This window comes from Actinokineospora lacus, from assembly GCF_053813445.1.
In genome coordinates, this window is the sequence record NZ_JBQERA010000007.1 from 399,189 (window position 1) to 418,283 (window position 19,095).

Consider the following 19,095-nt stretch of genomic DNA (forward strand, 5'->3'; position numbering starts at 1 on the left):
TCAGGCGTCCACCCGCGATCGGCGCAGCGCCAGCACCGCACCCGCCGCCGCCGCGGCCACCGCCGCCCCCAGCGTGTTGTTGAGGAAGTCCTGCGTCTCGCAGATCCCGCGGCCGGTGATTGGCTGCAACAGCTCGATTGCCGCGATCAGCGCCACCGTCGCACCCAGCACCGGCCACACCCGCCGCACCGCTAACACCCCGAACACCACCAGGGGCATGAACAGCAGGACGTTCAGCACCTCGTTGGCCCCGACCAGTGACAGCCCGTTGACGTGGCAGAGCGGCTGGTCCACGGAGACACCGGCCATCGACGAGTGGTTCGGGACCGTGCGCGACATCGTCACCCCCAGCGCCACACCCAGCGACACCCCGGCCGCCAACGACGGCCCCCGCCGCCATCCCAACCGTCCGGCCGTCCACCACCCCGCGGCCCCCGCGACCACCATCCCCACCATGACCCCGGTCAGGATCAAAGGGTTGCGCAGCACGCTGGACGCCACCGCCAACAGCGACTCCAGGCTGACCATCATGTCGTCCCCATCCGACTCCCCAGCGCGAGTGCCCGTCACCCGCGTCTGTCGGCGTCGCCGGGTTCTCACCTCCGGGCCGCGAGGCCAGGTGTGGAGGCCGGACACCATGCCCGGTGACGCCTCAGCCAGATTCGCACCGCCCCGACCCGCCCCGGATCGGTCCAGAGGCCGGACAGCATCGGCCAATCGGCCGATCTTCCCGCCCCGCCGATCAGCTCCACCGACTCCCGCCCGCCCACACCTGCGCCCACACCCGCCCGCCCACACCTGCGCCCGCACCCGCCCGCCCGCGCTCGCGCGAGAAATTAGGAGATCGCCGACCACCCATCGGCGATCTCCCGCGCTCCCGCCGAACCGGAAGGCCGCGCGGCAACCGATCAGGTCTGCCCCAGGGAACTGGTCGACGGGAACCTATTGCCCCGTCCGGAGTCCGGCGAGCATCCCCGCGAACGAGTCCTCCGAGACGATGGGGATGCCGAAGGTCCGCGCCTTCGCCGCCTTGCCCGACATCGTGTCCGGGTCGGAGGCGACCACCAGGCGGGTCTTCTTCTTCGACACGCCCGGTCCGACGACGAGGCCGGCCGCCGTGGCCCGCTGCTCCCACACCTCCCGAGGCTCCCGCGTCTGCCCGGTGAACACCACCGCGTCCCCGGCCGTGAGCCGCACGTGGGGCTCCGGGGCCAGCGCCTGGACGACGTCCTCCCCGCCCAGTCCCAGCAGTGCCGCCACGTGCCGCAGGTCGGCGGCCTCCTCGTCGGTGACCACGCGGTCGGCCCACGCGGCCTTGCCCAGCTCGGCGAGGTAGCCCCGGTGCAGGGCCAGCACCTCGGGCAGGCCGAGCCCCAGGCTCCGCGCGGTCTCCAGCAGCTCGTCCTGCTCGCCTGCCGACACGTGCCGGTCCATCAGGGCCCGGTCCAGGACCGCCAGGTACTCGTCGGCCCGCGGCGGCTGGGTCACGCGCGGCAGGAGGTCGGCCAGCCTGGCCAGGAAGTGCCGGTCCTCCTGGAACGCCTGCCCCCGCCCCACCGGCTGGACCTCGCCGCACGGCAGGCGCGGCCACGGCCAGTCACGCGCGCCCCGGACCACGTCGTCCCACGGCGCCGGGACCCCGGCGCGCTCCAGGTACGACCCCAGCAACCCCGCCGCCGCGCGGGCGTCGTGCAGCGCCGAGTGCGCGGCGCCCACCTCGACCCCCGCCGCCGCGCAACACGCCGCCAACGTCCGCGCCGGGGTGTCGAGGAACTGGTCGGCCAACCGCATCGTGCACAGCGAGGGCACGTCGGCGAACAGCAGGTCCACACCCAGCCGCGCGTACTCGGCTTGGAGGAACCGCGCGTCAAAGGACACGTTGTGCCCGACGAGCACCCGCCCACCCAGCAACCGGGCCACCTCACCGGCGATGTCGGCGAACACCGGCGCCATCCGCGCGTCCGCCGCCCGCACACCGTGGATGTGCTGCGGCCCGAGGTCCCGCTGCGGGTTGACCAGCGTGCACCACTCGTCCGTCACCCGCCCCCACTCGTCGAGCCGCACCACCGCGACCTCGACGACCCGGTGATGCCACCCCGGCGACAACCCGGTCGTCTCCACATCGACCACGGCGTATCCAGCACCCATACCGACCTCTCCAGGCAATCTTCCACTTGGGAGGCGTTTCGCAGACCTGGCGCGGATGTGTCACCGACACCACCATGACCACTCGTTTGGCCCAACGGTCGGGCTGGGTCAGCGTCAGCACAGGGTCGCGTCGCAGTCCAGGGAGCGGGGCACGGCGCGCCACCGGAGCGGGTTACCCTGCTCACACGTCCGTGCGGGGCGTATTCGTGTCGTGTGAAGGAGTACCGAAAGCCGTGAGTGAGCGCACCCTGGTCCTGGTCAAGCCCGACGGTGTGAGCCGTGGGCTGGTCGGCGAGGTCATCTCCCGTATCGAGCGCAAGGGTCTCAAGCTCGTCGCGCTGGAGCTGCGGACCGTCGACCGCTCGGTCGCCGAGCAGCACTACGCCGAGCACGCCGAGCGGAGCTTCTTCGGTGACCTGCTCGACTTCATCACCTCCGGCCCGGTGCTCGCCGCCGTGGTCGAGGGGCCGCGCGCGGTCGCCGCGTTCCGCCAGCTCGCCGGGGGGACCGACCCGGTGGAGAAGGCCACGCCGGGCACCATCCGCGGCGACTTCGGCCTGGAGGTCCAGTACAACCTCGTGCACGGCTCGGACTCCCCCGAGTCCGCCGAGCGCGAGATCAAGATCTGGTTCTCCGACCTGTGAGCCGACCGGGCGGGCCGCCCAGCCGGCCCGCCCGAAACCGGGTGGGGATTGTCAGTGCTCCCGTCTAAGGTCCCCGTCGTGGTGGACGACGAGGGTGCGCTGGTCCGGGCGAGGAGCCTGACCAAGCGCTTCGGGGATTTCGAGGCGGTCAAGGGCATCGATCTGCGGGTCGAGCCGGGGGAGGCGTTCGGTTTCCTGGGGCCAAACGGCGCGGGCAAGTCCTCCACGATGCGGATGATCGCCTGCGTGTCGCCGCGCACCGGCGGCGAGCTGTCCGTCCTGGGCATGGACCCCGGGCGCGAGGGGCCGCAGATCCGCGCCCGCCTGGGCGTCGTCCCGCAGCTGGACAACCTCGACAACGAGCTGACCGTCCGGCAGAACCTGCACATCTACGGCCGCTACTTCGGGCTGTCCCGGGCGCACGTGCGCAAGAAGGCCGTCGAGCTGCTCGACTTCGCCCAGCTCACCGAGCGCGCCGACGCCGAGGTCGAGCCGCTCTCCGGCGGCATGAAGCGGCGCCTGACCATCGCCCGCGCGCTGATCAACGACCCCGAGCTGCTGCTGCTCGACGAGCCCACCACCGGCCTGGACCCGCAGGCCCGCCACCTGCTGTGGGACCGGCTGTTCCGGCTCAAGCAGGAGGGCGTCACCCTCATCATCACCACGCACTACATGGACGAGGCCGAGCAGCTCTGCGACCGGCTCGTGGTCATGGACGGCGGCCGCATCGTCGCCGAGGGCAGCCCGAGCGCGCTGATCGCCCAGTACGCCACCCGCGAGGTCCTGGAGCTGCGCTTCGCCCCCGGCCACCAGGCCGACGCCGAGCCCGACGTGGCCGACCTCGCCGAGCGCGTCGAGGTCCTGCCCGACCGGCTCCTGCTCTACACCGCCGACGGCGAGGCCGCCCTCAACGCCGCCCACGCCCGCGGCGTGCGGCCGGTGTCGAGCCTGGTGCGCCGCAGCTCCCTGGAGGACGTCTTCCTCCGCCTCACCGGCCGGACGCTGGTGGACTGATGGCGCAGCGGGTGTCCCAAGGCCGGGTCGTGACCCCGGCGCGCGCGGTCCTGCTCGTCCTGGAGGCGTTCTGGACCTGGTACAAGCGCAACTGGCGCTCCTCTGCGGTCTCCAGCATCCTGCAGCCGGTGCTGTTCCTGATCGCGCTGGGCCTGGGCTTCGGCTCACAGGTCCAGCCGAGCGAGGCCACGCTGGGCCTGCCGTACGTGCAGTACCTGGCGCCCGCGCTGCTGGCCGCCGCCGCGATGCAGACCGCCGCGTTCGAGTCGACCTACCCGGTGCTCTCGGCGTTCAAGTGGCAGCGCAACTACATCGCCGTCACCTCGACACCGATCGGCCCGCGCGAGCTCGTCGCCGCCCAGCTCGCCTGGGTCGGCTTACGACTGGCCGCCTCCGGGGTCGTGTTCCTGGTGGTGGCGGCCCTGCTGGGGGCGCTGACCAGCGCCGCGGCCCTGCTGGCACTGCCGGTGGCGGTGCTGACCGGTTTGGCCCTGTCCGCCCCGGTCGTGGCGTACTCGGCGACGATCGAGACCGAGGGCCAGCAGTTCAACGCCATCTTCCGGTTCATCGTGATGCCGATGACGATGTTCGCGGGCACGTTCTTCCCCGTCTCGCAGCTGCCGGAGTGGGTCCAGCCGCTGGTCTGGCTGACGCCGCTGTGGCACGGCACGGAGCTCGCGCGCGGGCTGGCCTTCGGCGGCATCGCCCTGCCCGCCGTGCTGGGCCACCTCGCCGTCCTGCTCGCGATGTTCGGTGTCGGCGCGTACCTGTGCGTGCGGTTCTTCACCCGGAGGTTGGCGGTCTAGATGTCCTCAGACACCACGGTCCGCGCCACCGAGCCGCGGGACGCCCCCGCCCGCGTCGGCATCCTGCTGAGGGTGCTGCCCACCGGCCTGTACGCGGGCCGCGCCCGGGTGCTCATCGAGCGCTCGGTGCTGGTGCAGCGCCGGGCGTGGCTGGCCATCGCCTCGGGCTTCTTCGAGCCGCTGTTCTACCTCTTCGGCCTCGGCTACGGCTTCGGCCGCCTGGTCGGCGTGGTCACCGGCCCCACCGGCGAGCCGATGAGCTACGTCGCCTTCGTCGCCCCCGCCCTGCTCGCCGCCGCCGCCATGAACGGCGCGGTCTACGACGCCACGTTCAACATCTTCTTCAAGTTCAAGTACGCCAAGCTCTACGACGCCATGCTGGCCACCCCCCTGGGGCCGCTGGACGTGGCCATGGGCGAGATCGGCTGGGCCCTGATCCGCGGCGCCCTCTACGCGGGCGGCTTCCTGGCCGTCATGCTCGGCATGGGCCTGCTGACCTCGGCGTGGGCCCTGCTGGCCCTGCCCGCCGCGGTGCTGATCGCCTTCGCCTTCGCCGCCGTCGGGATGGCCTGCACGACGTTCATGCGCTCGTGGCAGGACTTCGACCTGGTCCAACTCGCCCTGCTGCCGATGTTCCTGTTCTCCACGACGTTCTTCCCGATCACCGTCTACCCCGACTGGCTCCAGACCGTCGTCAAGTTCTCCCCGCTGTACCACGCCATCGAGATCATGCGCGGCCTCTCCAGCGGCTTCGTCGACCTGACCATGCTCGGGCACCTGTCCTACTTCCTCGTCATGATCGCCGTCGGCACCGTCGTGGCCTCGCGCAGGCTGGGCAAACTCCTGCTCTCCTGAGGAGCGGGTTACCCTGGTCCACCGTGAGCGTCGAGTCCGTCTTCCCCCAGTTGGAGCCCTTGCTGCCCAGGGTGTCCAAGCCGGTCCAATACGTCGGTGGTGAGCTGAACGCCACCGTCAAGCCGTGGGACCAGGCCGCGGTCCGCTGGGCGCTGATGTACCCCGACGCCTACGAGGTCGGACTGCCCAACCAGGGCGTCATGATCCTCTACGAGGTGCTCAACGAGATCCCCGACGTGCTGGCCGAGCGGACCTACGCCGTCTGGTCGGACCTCGAAGCGCTCATGCGGGAGCACGGCGTCCCCCAGTTCACCGTCGACGGCCACCGCCCGGTGAAGGCGTTCGACGTCTTCGGGGTCAGCTTCTCCACCGAGCTGGGCTACACGAACCTCCTCAACGCCCTCGACCTCGCCGACATCCCCCTGCACGCGAAGGACCGCACCGAGGACGACCCGATCGTCCTCGCGGGCGGCCACGCCGCGTTCAACCCGGAGCCGATCTCCGACTTCATCGACGCCGCCGTGCTCGGCGACGGCGAGGAGTCCGTCGGCGAGATCACCGACATCGTCCGCGCCTGGAAGGCCGCGGGCCGCCCCGGCGGCCGCGACGAGGTGCTGACCCGCCTGGCCGAGACCGGCTCGGTCTACATCCCGCGCTTCTACGACGTCGCCTACGCCCCCGACGGCCGCATCCAGAGCACGACCCCCAACCGCGAGCGCGTCCCCCAGGTCGTCGCCAAGCGCACCACGATGGACCTCGACGCCTGGCCCTACCCCAAGCAGCCGCTGGTCCCGCTCGCCGAGTCCGTGCACGAGCGGATGAGCGTGGAGATCTTCCGGGGCTGCACCCGGGGCTGCCGCTTCTGCCAGGCGGGCATGATCACCCGTCCGGTGCGCGAGCGCAGCATCGAGGGCATCGGCGCGATGGTCCAGAAGGGCCTGGCGGCCAGCGGGTTCGAGGAAGTCGGCCTGCTGTCGCTCTCCAGCGCCGACCACTCCGAGATCGGCGAGATCACCCGTCAGCTCGCCGACCGCTACACCGGCACCAACACCGGCCTGTCGCTGCCGAGCACCCGCGTCGACGCGTTCAACATCGACCTGGCCAACGAGCTCTCCCGCAACGGCCGCCGCTCCGGGCTGACCTTCGCCCCCGAGGGCGGCAGCGAGCGCATCCGCCGCGTCATCAACAAGATGGTGTCCGAGGAAGACCTCATCAAGACCGTCGGCACCGCCTACGCCAACGGCTGGCGCCAGGTGAAGTTGTACTTCATGTGCGGGCTGCCCACCGAGACCGACGACGACGTCCTGCAGATCGCCGAGATGGCCCGCAACGTCATCCGCGCGGGCCGGGAGGCCAGCGGCCACAAGGACATCCGCTGCACCATCTCCATCGGCGGGTTCGTCCCCAAGCCGCACACCCCGTTCCAGTGGGCCGCGCAGACCGACCCGGACACAGTGGACTCGCGCCTGCGCAAGCTCCGCGAGGCGATCAACTCCGACCGCCGCCTGGGCCGCAGCATCGGTATGCGCTACCACGACGGCAGGCCCAGCCACATCGAAGGACTGCTCTCCCGGGGCGACCGCCGCGTCGGCCGCGTCATCGAGCACGTCTGGCGCGCGGGCGGGCGCTTCGACGGCTGGAGCGAGCACTTCTCCTACGAGCGCTGGGTCGCCGCCTGCGAGGCCGAGCTGCCGCCGCTGGGCGTCTCCCTGGACTGGTTCACCACCCGCGACCGCACCGAGGACGAGGTCCTGCCCTGGGACCACCTGGACTCCGGCCTGGACAAGCAGTGGCTCTGGGACGACTGGCAGGACGCCCTGGACGAGCGCGAGCAGGACGACTGCCGCTGGACGCCGTGCTTCGACTGCGGCGTCTGCCCGGCCATGGGCACCGACATCGAGATCGGCCCCACCGGCCGCACCCTGCTGCCCATCAGCCCGGTCGGCAAGGGCACCCCCGTGCAGAACCCCGCGCTGACCTAAGGGCTGAGCGGGGCGGGATCGGGCACGGTCACCAGGCCGTGCCCGTAGAAGCTGTTGTAGCGGGCGTAGCCGGTGCAGTAGGCGTCCTGGCCCGGCGCGCCGTCGAGGTCGTAGTCGGCAGGACACGGCAGTGACCGGGCGCCGCCGGTCAGCAGCCGCGACAGTCGCTGCGGTGACGCGCCCTGGTGCCTGCCCGCCAGCAGCGCGGCGATCCCGGTCGCGTGCGGCGTGGCCATCGATGTGCCGCACGCGGTCCCGTAGCCCCCGGGCACCGTCGACAGGACGCAGTCGCGCCCCTCGCCACCGGGCGCGGTGACATCCACCACACCCAGGCCGTACGCGCTGTAACCGGCCTTCACCTGATCGAGTCCGACGGCCGAGACCGCGACCACGCCGCGCAGCCCGCCCGGCAGCAGCTTGCAACTGTTGTCCAGCGTCCGCCTGCCCCGGCTGTCGGCCGCCTGCCCACTCGGCGAGGCCAGGTCGGTGTTCTTGTTCGACGCCGCCGCCACCGTCAGCACGCCCTGGATCGAGGCGTAGTCCACCGCGCGCCGGATCGCCTCGTAGACGACGTGCTCGGAGTCGCGGTCGCAGGTCAGCAGCCACGGGTCGACGAAATAGGAGTTGTTCGTCACGGTCATGCCCTTGGCCGCGGCCCACATCAGCCCGCAGACCACCGCCTCGGGCAGGACGTACCCCGCGTCGTCGACGACCTTCACCGAGGCCAGCCGCGCCCCGGGGGCCACCCCGGTGACGCCCTTGCCGTCGTCGGCCGCGGCGATCAGGCCCGCGACGTGCGTGCCGTGCGAGGACGTCGTCGGCGACCAGGCCGCCGGACGCGGGTCGGCCACGCCGGTCAGACAGCCCGCCGAGGCCGCGGGGTCGACCGTGCCCGCGAGGTCGGGGTGCTCGGCGTCGATGCCCGAGTCCAGGACCCCGACCAGCACATCCGCGCCGACCTCGCCAGGACCGCCGACCATCGCCAGGTTCCACTGCTCGCCGGTGCGGTCCTCGGGGGACACCGCGCCTGCCACCGACAGCGGCTCCAGCGGGCGCTTGACCCCGCCGACGACCGACTCCGCGCTGAACGCCCGGTCGCGGCCGAGGTGGTCGGCGAACCCGGGGTCGGTGGAGACGGCGACGCCGACCGCGATCTGGGAGTGGTAGCCGGTCAGCGACCCGCAGGCGACGGTGGTGTCCAGCCGCGCGTCCTCGGTCGACGTGCCCGCGTCGAAGAGCACGACGTAGCGCAGGGCGGGGCCGTGGGAGGCGCAGCCGGTGCGCGGTTCGGTGGCCTGGGCTTGCGGGACGTGCACGGTCGCGAAGGCCGCGACACTGACCGCTGCCGCCAAGGTCCGGCGCAGCAGAGGCACGGGCGACCTCCAAAGCTGGGTCCGCCGGTTATCACGGCGCCTGCTGTCCACTCGGTGCGGACGGTAGCCACGACGCGTTCGGGAAACAAGCGCGCGGGCGCATTTAGCGCTGACGGTACGGTGCCACACACCAAGTCTGCTCAATACGAGCAGACGGATGCCACCGTTAGGAGTAACCCCTGAGCCGGAAGGACCAGCCCAACCCCTCCGCGGCGCCCGTGCAGAAGCTGCGCGTGCGCTACGCCAAGAGAGGAAGGCTCCGCTTCACCTCCCACCGCGACGTCGCGCGCGCCTTCGAGCGCGCCCTGCGCCGCGCGGGCGTGCCGATGGCGTACTCGCAGGGCTTCAGCCCGCACCCGAAGATCTCCTGGATCGGGGCGGCGCCGACCGGCGTGGCCAGCGAGGCCGAGTACGTCGAGGTGCAGCTCGTCGACGCCGTCGACCCCGCCGCCCTGGCCACCGCGCTGGACACCGCCCTGCCGCCCGGCCTGGACGTGCTGGAGGTCGTCACCGCGGGCCCCGGGTCGCTCGCCGAGCGGGTCGACGGCGCCCACTGGAGCATCGAACTGCCGGGGGTGCCGGTCGACACGCTCCAGGCCGCGCTGAAGCGGCTGATGGCCGAGGAGCACGTTCTGGTGACCCGCAAGACCAAGGACGGCACCCGCGAGATCGACGTCCGACCTGCGGTGATCCGGGCCGACGTCGCCCCGTTGCGCGACGCGCCGACGGCTGTGGGCATCGACATGCCCGCCCCGAGCGGTCCGTATGGGATACTGACCGTGGTCGTACGGCAGACAACACCAGCCGTTCGGCCCGACGACGTACTGAGCGCGCTTCGTGTCGTCGCCGCTCTGGACCAGCCGGTGCCCGCGAAGGCGACCCGACTGGCGCAGGGGCGGCTGGACGACACCGGCGCGCTGTCCGACCCGCTGGCCCCCGACAGGGCTGCGGCGGCTGGATAGCGCACCGGGGAGTGGGAGCGCCGATGGGGTGTCGTCGCACGACCTGACGTCGTGGCCACCGGCGCTGTGCCTGCGGGGTGGTCCGGCGCGAGGCGAGGATTCCCGCCGCTCCCACGCGGCGGATTGGACAACTAGGGCCCCTGAGCGGCCGCGCACCGAGCGCGCCCGGGGGCGGAGGAGCTACATGTCGGACATGTCGAACCCTGCCGGTCAGACCGGCGGGGCCGCCACCACACCCGCGCTGGGCGACCTGCCCGCCAAGGTGCGCGTGCACGCCCTCGCCAAGCTGCTGGGCGTCAGCAGCCGCGAGGTGCTCGCCGCGCTGGAGGTCCTGGGCGAACCCGCCCGGGGCGCGCAATCCAGCGTGGCCAAGGACTTGGCGCTGCGCGTCGGCGCCGCGCTCTCCGGCGAACCCGTCGTGAGTCCGGACAGCCCTGACAGCCCGGACAGCGTCGACAGTGTCGACATCCTGGACAGCGCGGACAGCGCGGCCGAGGAGGAGATCGCCACCCCCGTGGCCCCGCGCCTCCCCGCCATCCCGGTCTTCACCGCGGCGTCACCGCTGTTCCAGGCCCCCGACCCGACCGCGGCGGCGCCCACCCGCCGCCCGGCGAAGGCCAAGCCGGAACCCGAGCCGGAGCCCGAGCCCGACGAGCCCGAGGACAGCACCGACCAGGCCGGTGACGACGACTCCGACGACAGCGCGGGCAGGCGCCGCCGCCGCGGCCGTCGCGGCCGGGGCCGGGGCCGGGGCGCCGACGACTCGCCCGAGGCCGAGGACACCGAGTCCGCGGAAGCCGAGACCGAGCAGGCCGAGACTGAGGCCGAGCAGGCCGACGCCGACGACGACGGTGGCAACAAGCGCCGCCGCAGGCGCCGCCGTCGCAAGGGCGGCGACGACGCCGACGGCGCCGACGGTCCCGACGACCCGCCCAACACCGTCGTCCACGTGCGGGAAGCGCGCTCGGAGCGGGCGGAGCGGGCGGAGAAGCCCGACACCTCCCGCGACGAGGTGCGCAGCGTCCGCGGCTCGACCCGGCTCGAGGCCAAGCGCCAGCGCCGCCGCGACGGCCGCGAGGCGGGCCGCAGGCGGGCGCCGATCCTGTCCGAGTCCGAGTTCCTGGCCCGGCGCGAGGCCGTCGACCGCACGATGGTGGTGCGCGAGTTCACCGACCGCATCCAGATCGGCGTGATGGAGGACGGGGTGCTCGTCGAGCACTTCGTGACCTCGGCGGGCAGCGGTTCGCTGGTCGGCAACGTGTACCTGGGCCGCGTGCAGAACGTGCTGCCCAGCATGGAGGCCGCCTTCGTCGACATCGGCCGCGGCCGCAACGCCGTGCTCTACGCCGGTGAGGTGGACTGGGACGCCGCAGGCCTGGAGGGCAAGGCCCGCAAGATCGAGCAGGCGCTGTCCAGTGGCGACAGCGTGCTGGTGCAGGTCACCAAGGACCCGGTCGGCCACAAGGGCGCGCGGCTCACCACCCAGATCAGCCTGCCCGGCCGGTTCCTGGTCTACGTCCCCGGCGGCGGCGCCACCGGCATCTCCCGCAAGCTGCCGGAGAACGAGCGCCGCAGGCTCAAGGACGTCCTCAAGCGCATCGTCCCCGAGGACGCCGGTGTGATCATCCGCACCGCGTCGGAGGGCATCAACGAGACCGAGCTGGGCCGCGACGTGAGCCGCCTGCAGGCGCAGTGGCAGGTCATCAAGGAGAAGGCCGGGTCGGGCGGGCGCAAGTCCTCCGGGCCGACCCTGCTCTACGAGGAGCCCGACCTGCTGGTCAAGGTCGTCCGCGACCTGTTCACCGAGGACTTCACCGGCCTGGTCGTGCAGGGCGACAGCGCGTGGGACGTCATCGACGCCTACGTCCGCCACGTCGCCCCCGAGCTGCTGGACCGGGTGCGCAGGCACACCGGCCCGAAGGACGTCTTCGCCGCGCACCGCATCGATGAGCAGCTGCTCAAGGCGCTCGACCGCAAGGTGTGGCTGCCCTCCGGCGGCTACCTGGTGATCGACCGCACCGAGGCGATGTCGGTCATCGACGTCAACACCGGAAAGTTCACCGGTTCGGGTGGAAATCTCGAGGAGACGGTCACCCGCAACAACCTGGAAGCCGCCGAGGAGATCGTCCGCCAGCTGCGGCTGCGCGACATCGGCGGGATCATCGTCATCGACTTCATCGACATGGTCCTGGAGTCCAACCGCGACCTGGTGCTGCGCAGGCTGACCGAGTGCCTCGGCCGCGACCGCACGCGCCACCAGGTGGCCGAGGTCACCTCGCTCGGCTTGGTGCAGATGACCCGCAAGCGTGTCGGCACCGGCCTGCTCGAGGCGTTCAGCACCAACTGCGAGCACTGCAAGGGCCGCGGCGTGATGGTCTCCACCGAGCCCATCGTCAAGGCCGGGCAGCCCGCCGCCCAGAACGGCGGCGGACAGGGCCAGGCGCAAGCCCAGACCCAGTCCGGCGGCGGTGGGGGCAAGCGCTCCCGCAACCGCGGCGGCGAGGACAAGGCCAAGGGCGGCGAGGACAAGGCCAAGGACGCGCCCGAGAAGGACGTCCAGCCCGAGTCGATCCCGGTCAAGGCCACCAAGGCCGCCAAGGCCGTCAAGTCCGCGGTGGCCACGATCGCGCGCTCCACGGTCCGCGCGGGCGAGCACGACCCGGACGCCGCTCCCTCGTCCGAGGAGGCGGTGGCGGACGCCGTGCGCGACACCGTGCCCACCCAGCAGGCGGGCGAGCACAGCAGCAACGGCAACGGCCGGGCGCCGGAGCCCGCCGCCGCCGCGCCACGTCGTCGGGCCACCCGACGGGCCGCCTCCCGGCCCGCCGGACCCCCGGTCAGCGTGGACACCGAGGACTGAGCACGCGGAATCGGGGACCCGGTTTGACCCCGATTCCGGCAGGCACGTAACCTGTAGCACGGCCCGCCCACTGGTGGGCCGTGTCGTGCACCAGCCTGGTCCGCCCTAGCGGCCGTGACCTCTCGCACGACCCCCACCGTCTAGCAGCAGGAGACTTCCGTCCCGATGTACGCGATCGTCAAGACCGGCGGCAAGCAGTACAAGGTGGCTGTTGGCGACGTCGTCGAGGTCGAGAAGCTCGTGGGTGTGCCTGGCACCGAGCTCAGCCTTGCCGCCGTGCTCGTCGTCGACGGCACCGACGTCACCTCGGACTCGGGCGCCCTGGCGAAGGTCTCGGTGACCGGCAAGGTCGTCGAGCACACCAAGGGCCCCAAGATCCGGATTCACAAGTTCAAGAACAAGACTGGTTACCACAAGCGCCAGGGTCACCGGCAGAAGCTGACCCGCGTCGAGGTCACCGGCATCACGGTGAAGTGAGGACCTGAGCAGCCATGGCACATAAAAAGGGTGCTTCCAGCTCCCGCAACGGGCGCGACTCGAACCCCCAGTACCTGGGCGTGAAGCGCTTCGGCGGCCAGGTCGTCAAGTCCGGTGAGATCCTGGTCCGCCAGCGTGGCACCAAGTTCCACCCGGGCGTGAACGTCGGCCGCGGCAAGGACGACACGCTGTTCGCCCTCGCCCCTGGTTCCGTCCAGTTCGGCGCGCGGCGCGGTCGCAAGACCGTGAACATCGTCCCGGTCGAGGCCTCAGCCTGACCGCGAGACCCCTTGACGAGGGCGGGCCGGAGCGCATCCGGTCCGCCCTTCGTCGTGTGTAGGAGGAAGTCATGTCCCGTTTCGTCGACCGAGTCGTCATCCACGTCGCCGGGGGCAGCGGCGGCAACGGGTGCGCATCGGTGCACCGGGAGAAGTTCAAGCCACTGGGCGGTCCGGACGGCGGCAACGGCGGCAACGGCGGCAACGTCGTGCTGGTCGTGGACGCCAACGTGCACACGTTGCTGGACTTCCACTTCCGCCCGCACGCGGTGGCCACGCACGGCAAGCAGGGCCACGGCGGCAACCGCGACGGCGCCACCGGGCAGGACCTCGAGCTGCTGGTCCCCGAGGGCACCGTGGTGATGGACGACGATGGCGAAATCATCATCGACCTGGTCGGCCACGGCACCCGCTTCGTCGCCGCCCAGGGCGGCCGCGGCGGGCTGGGCAACGCCGCGCTGGCGTCCAAGGCCCGCAGGGCCCCGGGCTTCGCGCTGCTCGGCGAGCCCGGCGAGACCCGCGACCTGGTGCTGGAGCTGCGCTCCATGGCCGACGCCGGCCTGGTGGGGTTCCCGTCGGCGGGCAAGTCCTCGCTGATCGCGGTGCTCTCGGCGGCCAAGCCGAAGATCGCCGACTACCCGTTCACCACGCTGGTGCCGAACCTGGGCGTGATCACCGCGGGGGAGACGGTGTTCACCATGGCCGACGTCCCCGGCCTAATCCCCGGGGCGAGCCAGGGCAAGGGCCTCGGCCTGGACTTCCTGCGCCACATCGAGCGCTGCTCGGTGCTGGTGCACGTGGTCGACTGCGCCACCGAGGAGCCCGACCGCGACCCGCTCTCCGACATCGACGCGCTGGAGGAGGAACTGGCCCGCTACACCCCCGCCCTGGGCGGGACGCTGGCCGACCGGCCGCGCATGGTCGTGCTGAACAAGATCGACGTCCCCGAGGCCCGCGAGCTGGCCGAGCTGATCCGCCCGGACATCGAGGCCCGCGGCCTGGCGGTGTTCGAGATCTCGACCGCGACCCGCGAGGGCCTGCGCGAGCTGACCTTCGCGCTGGCCAAGGTGGTCGCCGATGACCGCGCGGCCCGCCCGATCGTCGAGAAGACCCGCGCCATCCTGCGCCCCACCGCCGTCGACGACGCCGGTTTCACCGTGGCGTCGGATTCACGGGAGGAAGGCGCCTTCATCGTCCGCGGCGAACGCCCGGAGCGCTGGGTGCGCCAGACCAACTTCGACAACGCCGAGGCCATCGGCTACCTGGCCGACCGCCTGGCCCGCCTGGGTGTCGAGGACGCGCTGGCCAAGGCGGGCGCGCAGCCCGGCTGCCCGGTCACCATCGGCCCGATCACCTTCGACTGGGAGCCCTCGACCCCCGCGGGCATCGCGATGACCATGTTCTCCCGGGGCAGCGACCCGCGGCTGGAGCAGACCGACCGCATCGGCGCCTCGGAGCGCAAGGTCGCCCGACGAGTCCGCCGCGGCCTGGCGAAGCCGGGCAGCGACGAGTGACCAGCCTCCGCTCCGAGACCCGCTCCGCGGTTTCCGCGGCTCGTCTCGTCGTGGTGAAGGTTGGATCGTCGTCGCTGACCACCGCATCGGGTGGTCTCGACCCAGCGCGCCTGGACGCCTTGGTGGAAGCCTTGGCGGCCCGGCGCTCGGCGGGCTCGGTGGTGCTGGTGTCCTCGGGCGCGATCGCGGCGGGCCTCGCCCCGCTGGGGCTGGCCCGGCGGCCCCGGGACCTGGCCACCCAGCAGGCCGCGGCCAGCGTCGGCCAGCTGGCCCTGGGACACGCCTACGTCGAGTCGTTCGCCCGGTTCGGCCTGCGGGTGGGCCAGGTCCTGCTGACCGCGGACGACGTGGTGCGCCGCGCGCACTACCGCAACGCGCAGCGGACGCTGTCGCGGCTGCTGGCGCTGGGGGTGGTGCCGGTGGTCAACGAGAACGACACCGTGGCCACCGACGAGATCCGCTTCGGCGACAACGATCGGCTGGCGGCGCTGGTGGCGCACCTCATCGGCGCCGAGGCGTTGGTGCTGCTGTCCGATGTGGACGCCTTGTACGACGGCGATCCCCGGCTGGGCGCGGCCCGCCGGATCTCCGAGGTGGCCGACGCCTCCGATGTGGACGGCGTGACGGCGGGGTCGTCCGGCGCGTCCGGGCTGGGGACCGGCGGGATGGCGTCGAAACTGGCCGCGGCGCGGCTGGCCTCGGTGGCGGGCGTGCCGGTCCTGCTGGCCTCGGCCGCCGACGCCGGGCGCGCCCTGTCGGAAGCGGACGTGGGCACGGCCTTCGCCGCCTCCGGCCGCCGCCTGACCGCCCGCCGCTTCTGGCTGGCCTACGCCGCGGACGCCGCGGGCGCGCTGACCTTGGACGACGGCGCCGTGGCCGCGGTCGTCGGCCGCCGCAGGTCGCTGCTGGCCGCCGGGATCACCGCGGTGTCGGGCGACTTCCAGGCAGGCGACGTCGTCGACCTCGCGGACCTCACCGGGCGCGTCGTGGCCCGGGGCTTGATCGCCTACGACTCCGCCGAACTGCCCGACCTCATCGGCCGCTCGACCAGGGACCTCCCGGCTGAACACCGCCGAGAAGTGATCCACGCCGACGACCTGGTGGCCCTGGCCCACCGCTGATTCCCGGCCTTTAGACGTCCGCGTCCAACAAGAGCAGGGCGTAGGCGGCCAGCCAGTGTTCGACCATGAAGTCGTCGCCGCTGATGTGCCCCAGAGACGCCTCGGCGTGGACCTCCGCGGCCTCTGCCAGCACCGGAACGCGGGCGTCATCCGCCGACAGCGACGCCCCGATGCGCCGGAACGCCCAAGCGCGGCTCAGGTTGAGGCCGTGGAGGTGGGCGATCTGGCCGTCCGTCGAGTCCGACACGTGGGCCGGGGTGAACAGTTCGGCCGGTGCCTTGGCGGCCAAGCGCGGCAGGTACTCGTCCAACCACGCGGGGAAGTCCGGGAGGACCGACGCCATCAGCTCCGCCGTGACCAGCGCGGGCGACAGGAAGTCGGTGCCGCTGGGCTCGTAGTGCCCCGGATAGTCGCGATCACCCGCGAACAGCCGGACAGCGGTGTCCACCGCCAACTCGTGCAAGGCCGGGTCGTGGGCCGCCGCGTACGGGAGGACGCGGGAGAGCGCGAACGCCGTGTTGCCGTGCGCCCCCTGCCGAACGGGATACGTCAGTTTCGGCAGCCACGTGATGAAGTTCGTCGCCGCGGTCTCAGCCAGGGGCTTCAAGGCGGCGGCCCACGGCGACCCTTCCGCGGAGTGAGCCAGCCAGAGCGCCCACGACTGCCCGTAGGGCCTGCTGTGGTACGGGTGTTCGGCGCAGTACGCCGCCTCCGTCGCCAGCGACGAGGCGGTCAACCGCTCGTCCAGGACCGAGCGGATCTCCGCGCGGGGAACGTCCCAATCGGACATGTACAGCCGGACCAGGACCCAGTGCATCTCCACGCACGAGTGCCAGTCGAAGCTGCCGTGGAAGCTCGGGTGCACGTCGCGCGGGTGCGCCGGGTGGTCGCCAGGCCCCTGCATCAGGTGCCGCAGGTGGTACGGGAACTCCTGCCGGGTCGAGCTGATCGCCGTCGTCGCCAGTTCGTGCGCGCGTTGGTTCATCACGTCGTCGTGGCCAGGGCGAAGGGGAGGATGGCGTCCGCGCCCGCGCGGAGCAGGACGGCGGCCGCGACGGTCATCGTCCAGCCGGAGTCCACCCGGTCGTCGACCAGCAGGATCGGGCCCGTCGCCGCCGACACCGCCTCGGCGGTCTCCGGGGGCACCCGCACGGCGTTCCACAGACCGGCCAGCCGCTGGGCGCTGTTGGCCCGCGGCGCCGTGCCCGTGGCGACCTCCCCCAACAGCGGGAGCCTGCCGATCTCGGCGATCCGAGCCCCCAGGTCGCGCACCAGCGCCGGACGGGACGCCGAGGCGACCGTCACCACGCCGACCGGCCGTTCCGACCACTCCCACGACGCCAGGACCCGCACGCACCCGTCCACGACCTCGGCGGGCACGGGACCGTCCGGACCGGCGAACAGCTCGCGCAGGCGGTTGCCCCAGCCGATGTCGGTCAGCCTGCCCAGGGCCCGCCCCTGCTCGACGCCGGGGCCGATCTTCCCCGACAGCGACACCCCCAGCGCCGCCATGCCGGTCGGCCACAGCTTCTTCGGGGCGATCTCCACCCCCGGCCTGCGCAGGCGCTCACGGGCCGCGCTGACCCCCGATTCGGAGACCTCCGGGCTCAGGTGGCGCCCGGTGCAGTTGTCGCAGCGCCCACACGGCGTCGCGTGCGGGTCGTCCAGGGCGCGCAGGAGGTATTCCATACGGCAGGCGTCGGTGGACTGGTAGGTCAGGATCGCCTGCTGCTCGGCCTGGCGGGCCTCGGCGATGCGGGCGTAGCGCTCGGCGTCGTAGTTCCACGGCTCGCCGGTGGCCGTCCAGCCGCCGCGGACCCGGTGCACGGCGCCGTCGACGTCGAGGACCTTCAGCACCATCTCCAGGCGGCTGCGGGAGAGCTCGACCCGCGGCTCCAGCGCCGGGGTGGACAGCGGCTGCGACGGGTCGAGCGCGTCGAGGACCTGCCGGACCACCGGCTCCGGCGGGAAGGCCAGCGAGGCGAAGTACGACCAGATGTCGCGGTCCTCGGTGCCGGGCAGCAGCACGACGTCGGCCCGCCGCACGCCACGGCCCGCGCGACCGATCTGCTGGTAGTACGAGATCGGCGACTGCGGGGCGCCCACGTGCACCACGAACCCCAGGTCCGGCTTGTCGAACCCCATGCCCAGCGCCGAGGTCGCGATCAGCGCCTTGACCCGGTTGGCCAGCAGGTCCTCCTCCGCGCGCAAGCGCTCCTCGGGATCGGTGCGCCCGGTGTAGGCGGCCACGGCGAAGCCCCGGTCACGCAGGAACGCGGCCAGCTCCTCAGCCGCGGCCACGGTCAGGGTGTAGACGATCCCGGAGCCGGTGAAGCCCTCCAGGTGCTCGGCCAGCCAGGCCAGGCGCGCCTGCGCGGTCGGCAGCTTCAGCACCGACAGGTGCAGGCTCTCGCGGTCCAGCGGGCCGCGCAGCACCGTCGAGGAGCCCAGCTGCGCGGACACGTCGCGCACCACCCGGTCGTTGGCCGTGGCCGTCGTCGCCAGCACGGGCACGCCCGCGGGCAGCTCGGCCAGCAGCGTGCGCAGCCTGCGGTAGTCGGGACGGAAGTCGTGGCCCCAGTCGGAGATGCAGTGCGCCTCGTCGACCACCAGCATCCCCGCGGACGCGGTCAGCTTGGGCAGCACGGTGTCGCGGAAATCCGGGTTGTTCAGCCGTTCGGGGCTGACCAGCAGCACGTCGACCTCGCCCGCGACGACCCGGTCCTGCACCTGCGTCCACTCGCCGACGTTGGCCGAGTTGATGGTCGCGGCGTGCACCCCCGCCTTCGCCGCGGCGCCCACCTGGTTGCGCATCAGGGCCAGCAGCGGCGAGACGATCACCGTCGGGCCCTCGCCCAGCTCCCTCAGCAGGGCCGTGGCCACGAAGTACACCGCGGACTTGCCCCACCCGGTGCGCTGCACGACCAGGGCCCGGCCGCGGTCGGCGACCAGCGTCCGGATCGCCGACCACTGGTCCTCGCGCAGCCGGGCGTCCGCGCCCGCCAGCGCGCGCAGTCGTTCCTCGGCCGATACCCGCAGTGCCTGCTCGTCCACGCCGTCC

Annotated in this window: 16 protein-coding genes; 11 read left to right on the forward strand and 5 right to left on the reverse strand. The window is 72.4% G+C overall.

Annotation, left to right across the window (positions count from 1 at the left end; translation table 11 throughout):
• A complete protein-coding gene (locus ACTG9Q_RS20245; RefSeq protein ID WP_455574382.1) occupies positions 1 to 531 on the reverse strand; it encodes a VanZ family protein in 531 nt (176 codons plus the stop codon).
• Between the two features lie 411 nt (positions 532 to 942).
• Positions 943 to 2,148, reverse strand: coding sequence for an exonuclease domain-containing protein (locus tag ACTG9Q_RS20250; RefSeq protein WP_455574383.1), 1,206 nt, complete (start codon positions 2,146 to 2,148; stop codon positions 943 to 945).
• A gap of 233 nt (positions 2,149 to 2,381) precedes the next feature.
• On the opposite strand from ACTG9Q_RS20250, the gene ndk reads away from it, so the two are divergent.
• Genes ndk through ACTG9Q_RS20275 form a run of 5 tightly spaced genes read left to right on the forward strand, consistent with a single transcriptional unit; the run spans position 2,382 to position 7,449 of the window.
• Complete coding sequence (gene ndk, locus ACTG9Q_RS20255) at positions 2,382 to 2,792, forward strand: nucleoside-diphosphate kinase (protein ID WP_455574384.1); 411 nt, start codon at positions 2,382 to 2,384, stop codon at positions 2,790 to 2,792.
• Positions 2,793 to 2,846: 54 nt separating this feature from the next.
• Positions 2,847 to 3,806 carry an ATP-binding cassette domain-containing protein gene (locus tag ACTG9Q_RS20260; RefSeq protein WP_455574385.1) on the forward strand — a complete coding sequence of 320 codons (960 nt, stop codon included), beginning with the start codon at positions 2,847 to 2,849 and terminating at the stop codon, positions 3,804 to 3,806.
• Positions 3,806 to 4,612, forward strand: coding sequence for an ABC transporter permease (locus tag ACTG9Q_RS20265; protein WP_455574386.1), 807 nt, complete (start codon positions 3,806 to 3,808; stop codon positions 4,610 to 4,612). The genes ACTG9Q_RS20260 and ACTG9Q_RS20265 overlap by 1 nt, the downstream gene beginning before the upstream one ends.
• Positions 4,613 to 5,467 (forward strand): ABC transporter permease, encoded by an 855-nt coding sequence (locus tag ACTG9Q_RS20270; RefSeq protein ID WP_455574387.1) that lies wholly within the window; start codon positions 4,613 to 4,615, stop codon positions 5,465 to 5,467.
• A gap of 23 nt (positions 5,468 to 5,490) precedes the next feature.
• Positions 5,491 to 7,449: a TIGR03960 family B12-binding radical SAM protein gene (locus ACTG9Q_RS20275; protein WP_455574388.1), complete on the forward strand. Its 1,959-nt coding sequence runs from the start codon at positions 5,491 to 5,493 to the stop codon at positions 7,447 to 7,449.
• Here ACTG9Q_RS20275 and ACTG9Q_RS20280 read toward each other — a convergent pair.
• Positions 7,446 to 8,822, reverse strand: a complete 1,377-nt coding sequence (locus tag ACTG9Q_RS20280; protein ID WP_455574389.1) for a S8 family peptidase — start codon at positions 8,820 to 8,822, stop codon at positions 7,446 to 7,448. The two genes, ACTG9Q_RS20275 and ACTG9Q_RS20280, sit on opposite strands and share 4 nt — an antisense overlap.
• A gap of 218 nt (positions 8,823 to 9,040) precedes the next feature.
• Between ACTG9Q_RS20280 and ACTG9Q_RS20285 the strand changes: the two genes are divergently transcribed.
• From ACTG9Q_RS20285 to proB, 6 genes are all read left to right on the forward strand, one after another.
• Positions 9,041 to 9,784 (forward strand): TIGR03936 family radical SAM-associated protein, encoded by a 744-nt coding sequence (locus ACTG9Q_RS20285; protein ID WP_455574390.1) that lies wholly within the window; start codon positions 9,041 to 9,043, stop codon positions 9,782 to 9,784.
• 184 nt (positions 9,785 to 9,968) lie between these two features.
• Positions 9,969 to 12,644 carry an Rne/Rng family ribonuclease gene (locus ACTG9Q_RS20290; protein ID WP_455574391.1) on the forward strand — a complete coding sequence of 892 codons (2,676 nt, stop codon included), beginning with the start codon at positions 9,969 to 9,971 and terminating at the stop codon, positions 12,642 to 12,644.
• Positions 12,645 to 12,809: 165 nt separating this feature from the next.
• Positions 12,810 to 13,121: a 50S ribosomal protein L21 gene (gene rplU, locus ACTG9Q_RS20295; protein ID WP_455574392.1), complete on the forward strand. Its 312-nt coding sequence runs from the start codon at positions 12,810 to 12,812 to the stop codon at positions 13,119 to 13,121.
• 14 nt (positions 13,122 to 13,135) lie between these two features.
• Positions 13,136 to 13,399 (forward strand): 50S ribosomal protein L27, encoded by a 264-nt coding sequence (gene rpmA / locus ACTG9Q_RS20300; RefSeq protein ID WP_455574393.1) that lies wholly within the window; start codon positions 13,136 to 13,138, stop codon positions 13,397 to 13,399.
• A gap of 71 nt (positions 13,400 to 13,470) precedes the next feature.
• A complete protein-coding gene (gene obgE / locus ACTG9Q_RS20305) occupies positions 13,471 to 14,913 on the forward strand; it encodes a GTPase ObgE (protein ID WP_455574394.1) in 1,443 nt (480 codons plus the stop codon).
• Positions 14,914 to 14,966: 53 nt separating this feature from the next.
• A complete protein-coding gene (gene proB, locus ACTG9Q_RS20310; protein WP_455574395.1) occupies positions 14,967 to 16,034 on the forward strand; it encodes a glutamate 5-kinase in 1,068 nt (355 codons plus the stop codon).
• Between the two features lie 10 nt (positions 16,035 to 16,044).
• On the opposite strand, the gene ACTG9Q_RS20315 is transcribed toward proB, so the two are convergent.
• Positions 16,045 to 17,019 carry a DUF2891 domain-containing protein gene (locus tag ACTG9Q_RS20315; protein ID WP_455574396.1) on the reverse strand — a complete coding sequence of 325 codons (975 nt, stop codon included), beginning with the start codon at positions 17,017 to 17,019 and terminating at the stop codon, positions 16,045 to 16,047.
• Positions 17,019 to 19,088 (reverse strand): RecQ family ATP-dependent DNA helicase, encoded by a 2,070-nt coding sequence (locus ACTG9Q_RS20320; protein ID WP_455574397.1) that lies wholly within the window; start codon positions 19,086 to 19,088, stop codon positions 17,019 to 17,021. Before ACTG9Q_RS20320 ends, ACTG9Q_RS20315 begins: the two co-directional genes overlap by 1 nt.
• Positions 19,089 to 19,095: the final 7 nt, after the last annotated feature.

What these genes read in the sequence shown, in the direction of transcription:
- ACTG9Q_RS20290 (WP_455574391.1), top strand. Translation starts at nt 9,969, where the DNA reads ATGTCGGACATGTCGAACCCTGCCGGTCAGACCGGCGGGGCCGCCACC.
- rpmA (WP_455574393.1), top strand. Translation starts at nt 13,136, where the DNA reads ATGGCACATAAAAAGGGTGCTTCCAGCTCCCGCAACGGGCGCGACTCG.
- ACTG9Q_RS20315 (WP_455574396.1), bottom strand. Translation starts at nt 17,019, where the DNA reads ATGAACCAACGCGCGCACGAACTGGCGACGACGGCGATCAGCTCGACC.
- ACTG9Q_RS20245 (WP_455574382.1), bottom strand. Translation starts at nt 531, where the DNA reads ATGATGGTCAGCCTGGAGTCGCTGTTGGCGGTGGCGTCCAGCGTGCTG.
- rplU (WP_455574392.1), top strand. Translation starts at nt 12,810, where the DNA reads ATGTACGCGATCGTCAAGACCGGCGGCAAGCAGTACAAGGTGGCTGTT.
- ACTG9Q_RS20250 (WP_455574383.1), bottom strand. Translation starts at nt 2,148, where the DNA reads ATGGGTGCTGGATACGCCGTGGTCGATGTGGAGACGACCGGGTTGTCG.
- ACTG9Q_RS20270 (WP_455574387.1), top strand. Translation starts at nt 4,613, where the DNA reads ATGTCCTCAGACACCACGGTCCGCGCCACCGAGCCGCGGGACGCCCCC.
- ACTG9Q_RS20265 (WP_455574386.1), top strand. Translation starts at nt 3,806, where the DNA reads ATGGCGCAGCGGGTGTCCCAAGGCCGGGTCGTGACCCCGGCGCGCGCG.
- obgE (WP_455574394.1), top strand. Translation starts at nt 13,471, where the DNA reads ATGTCCCGTTTCGTCGACCGAGTCGTCATCCACGTCGCCGGGGGCAGC.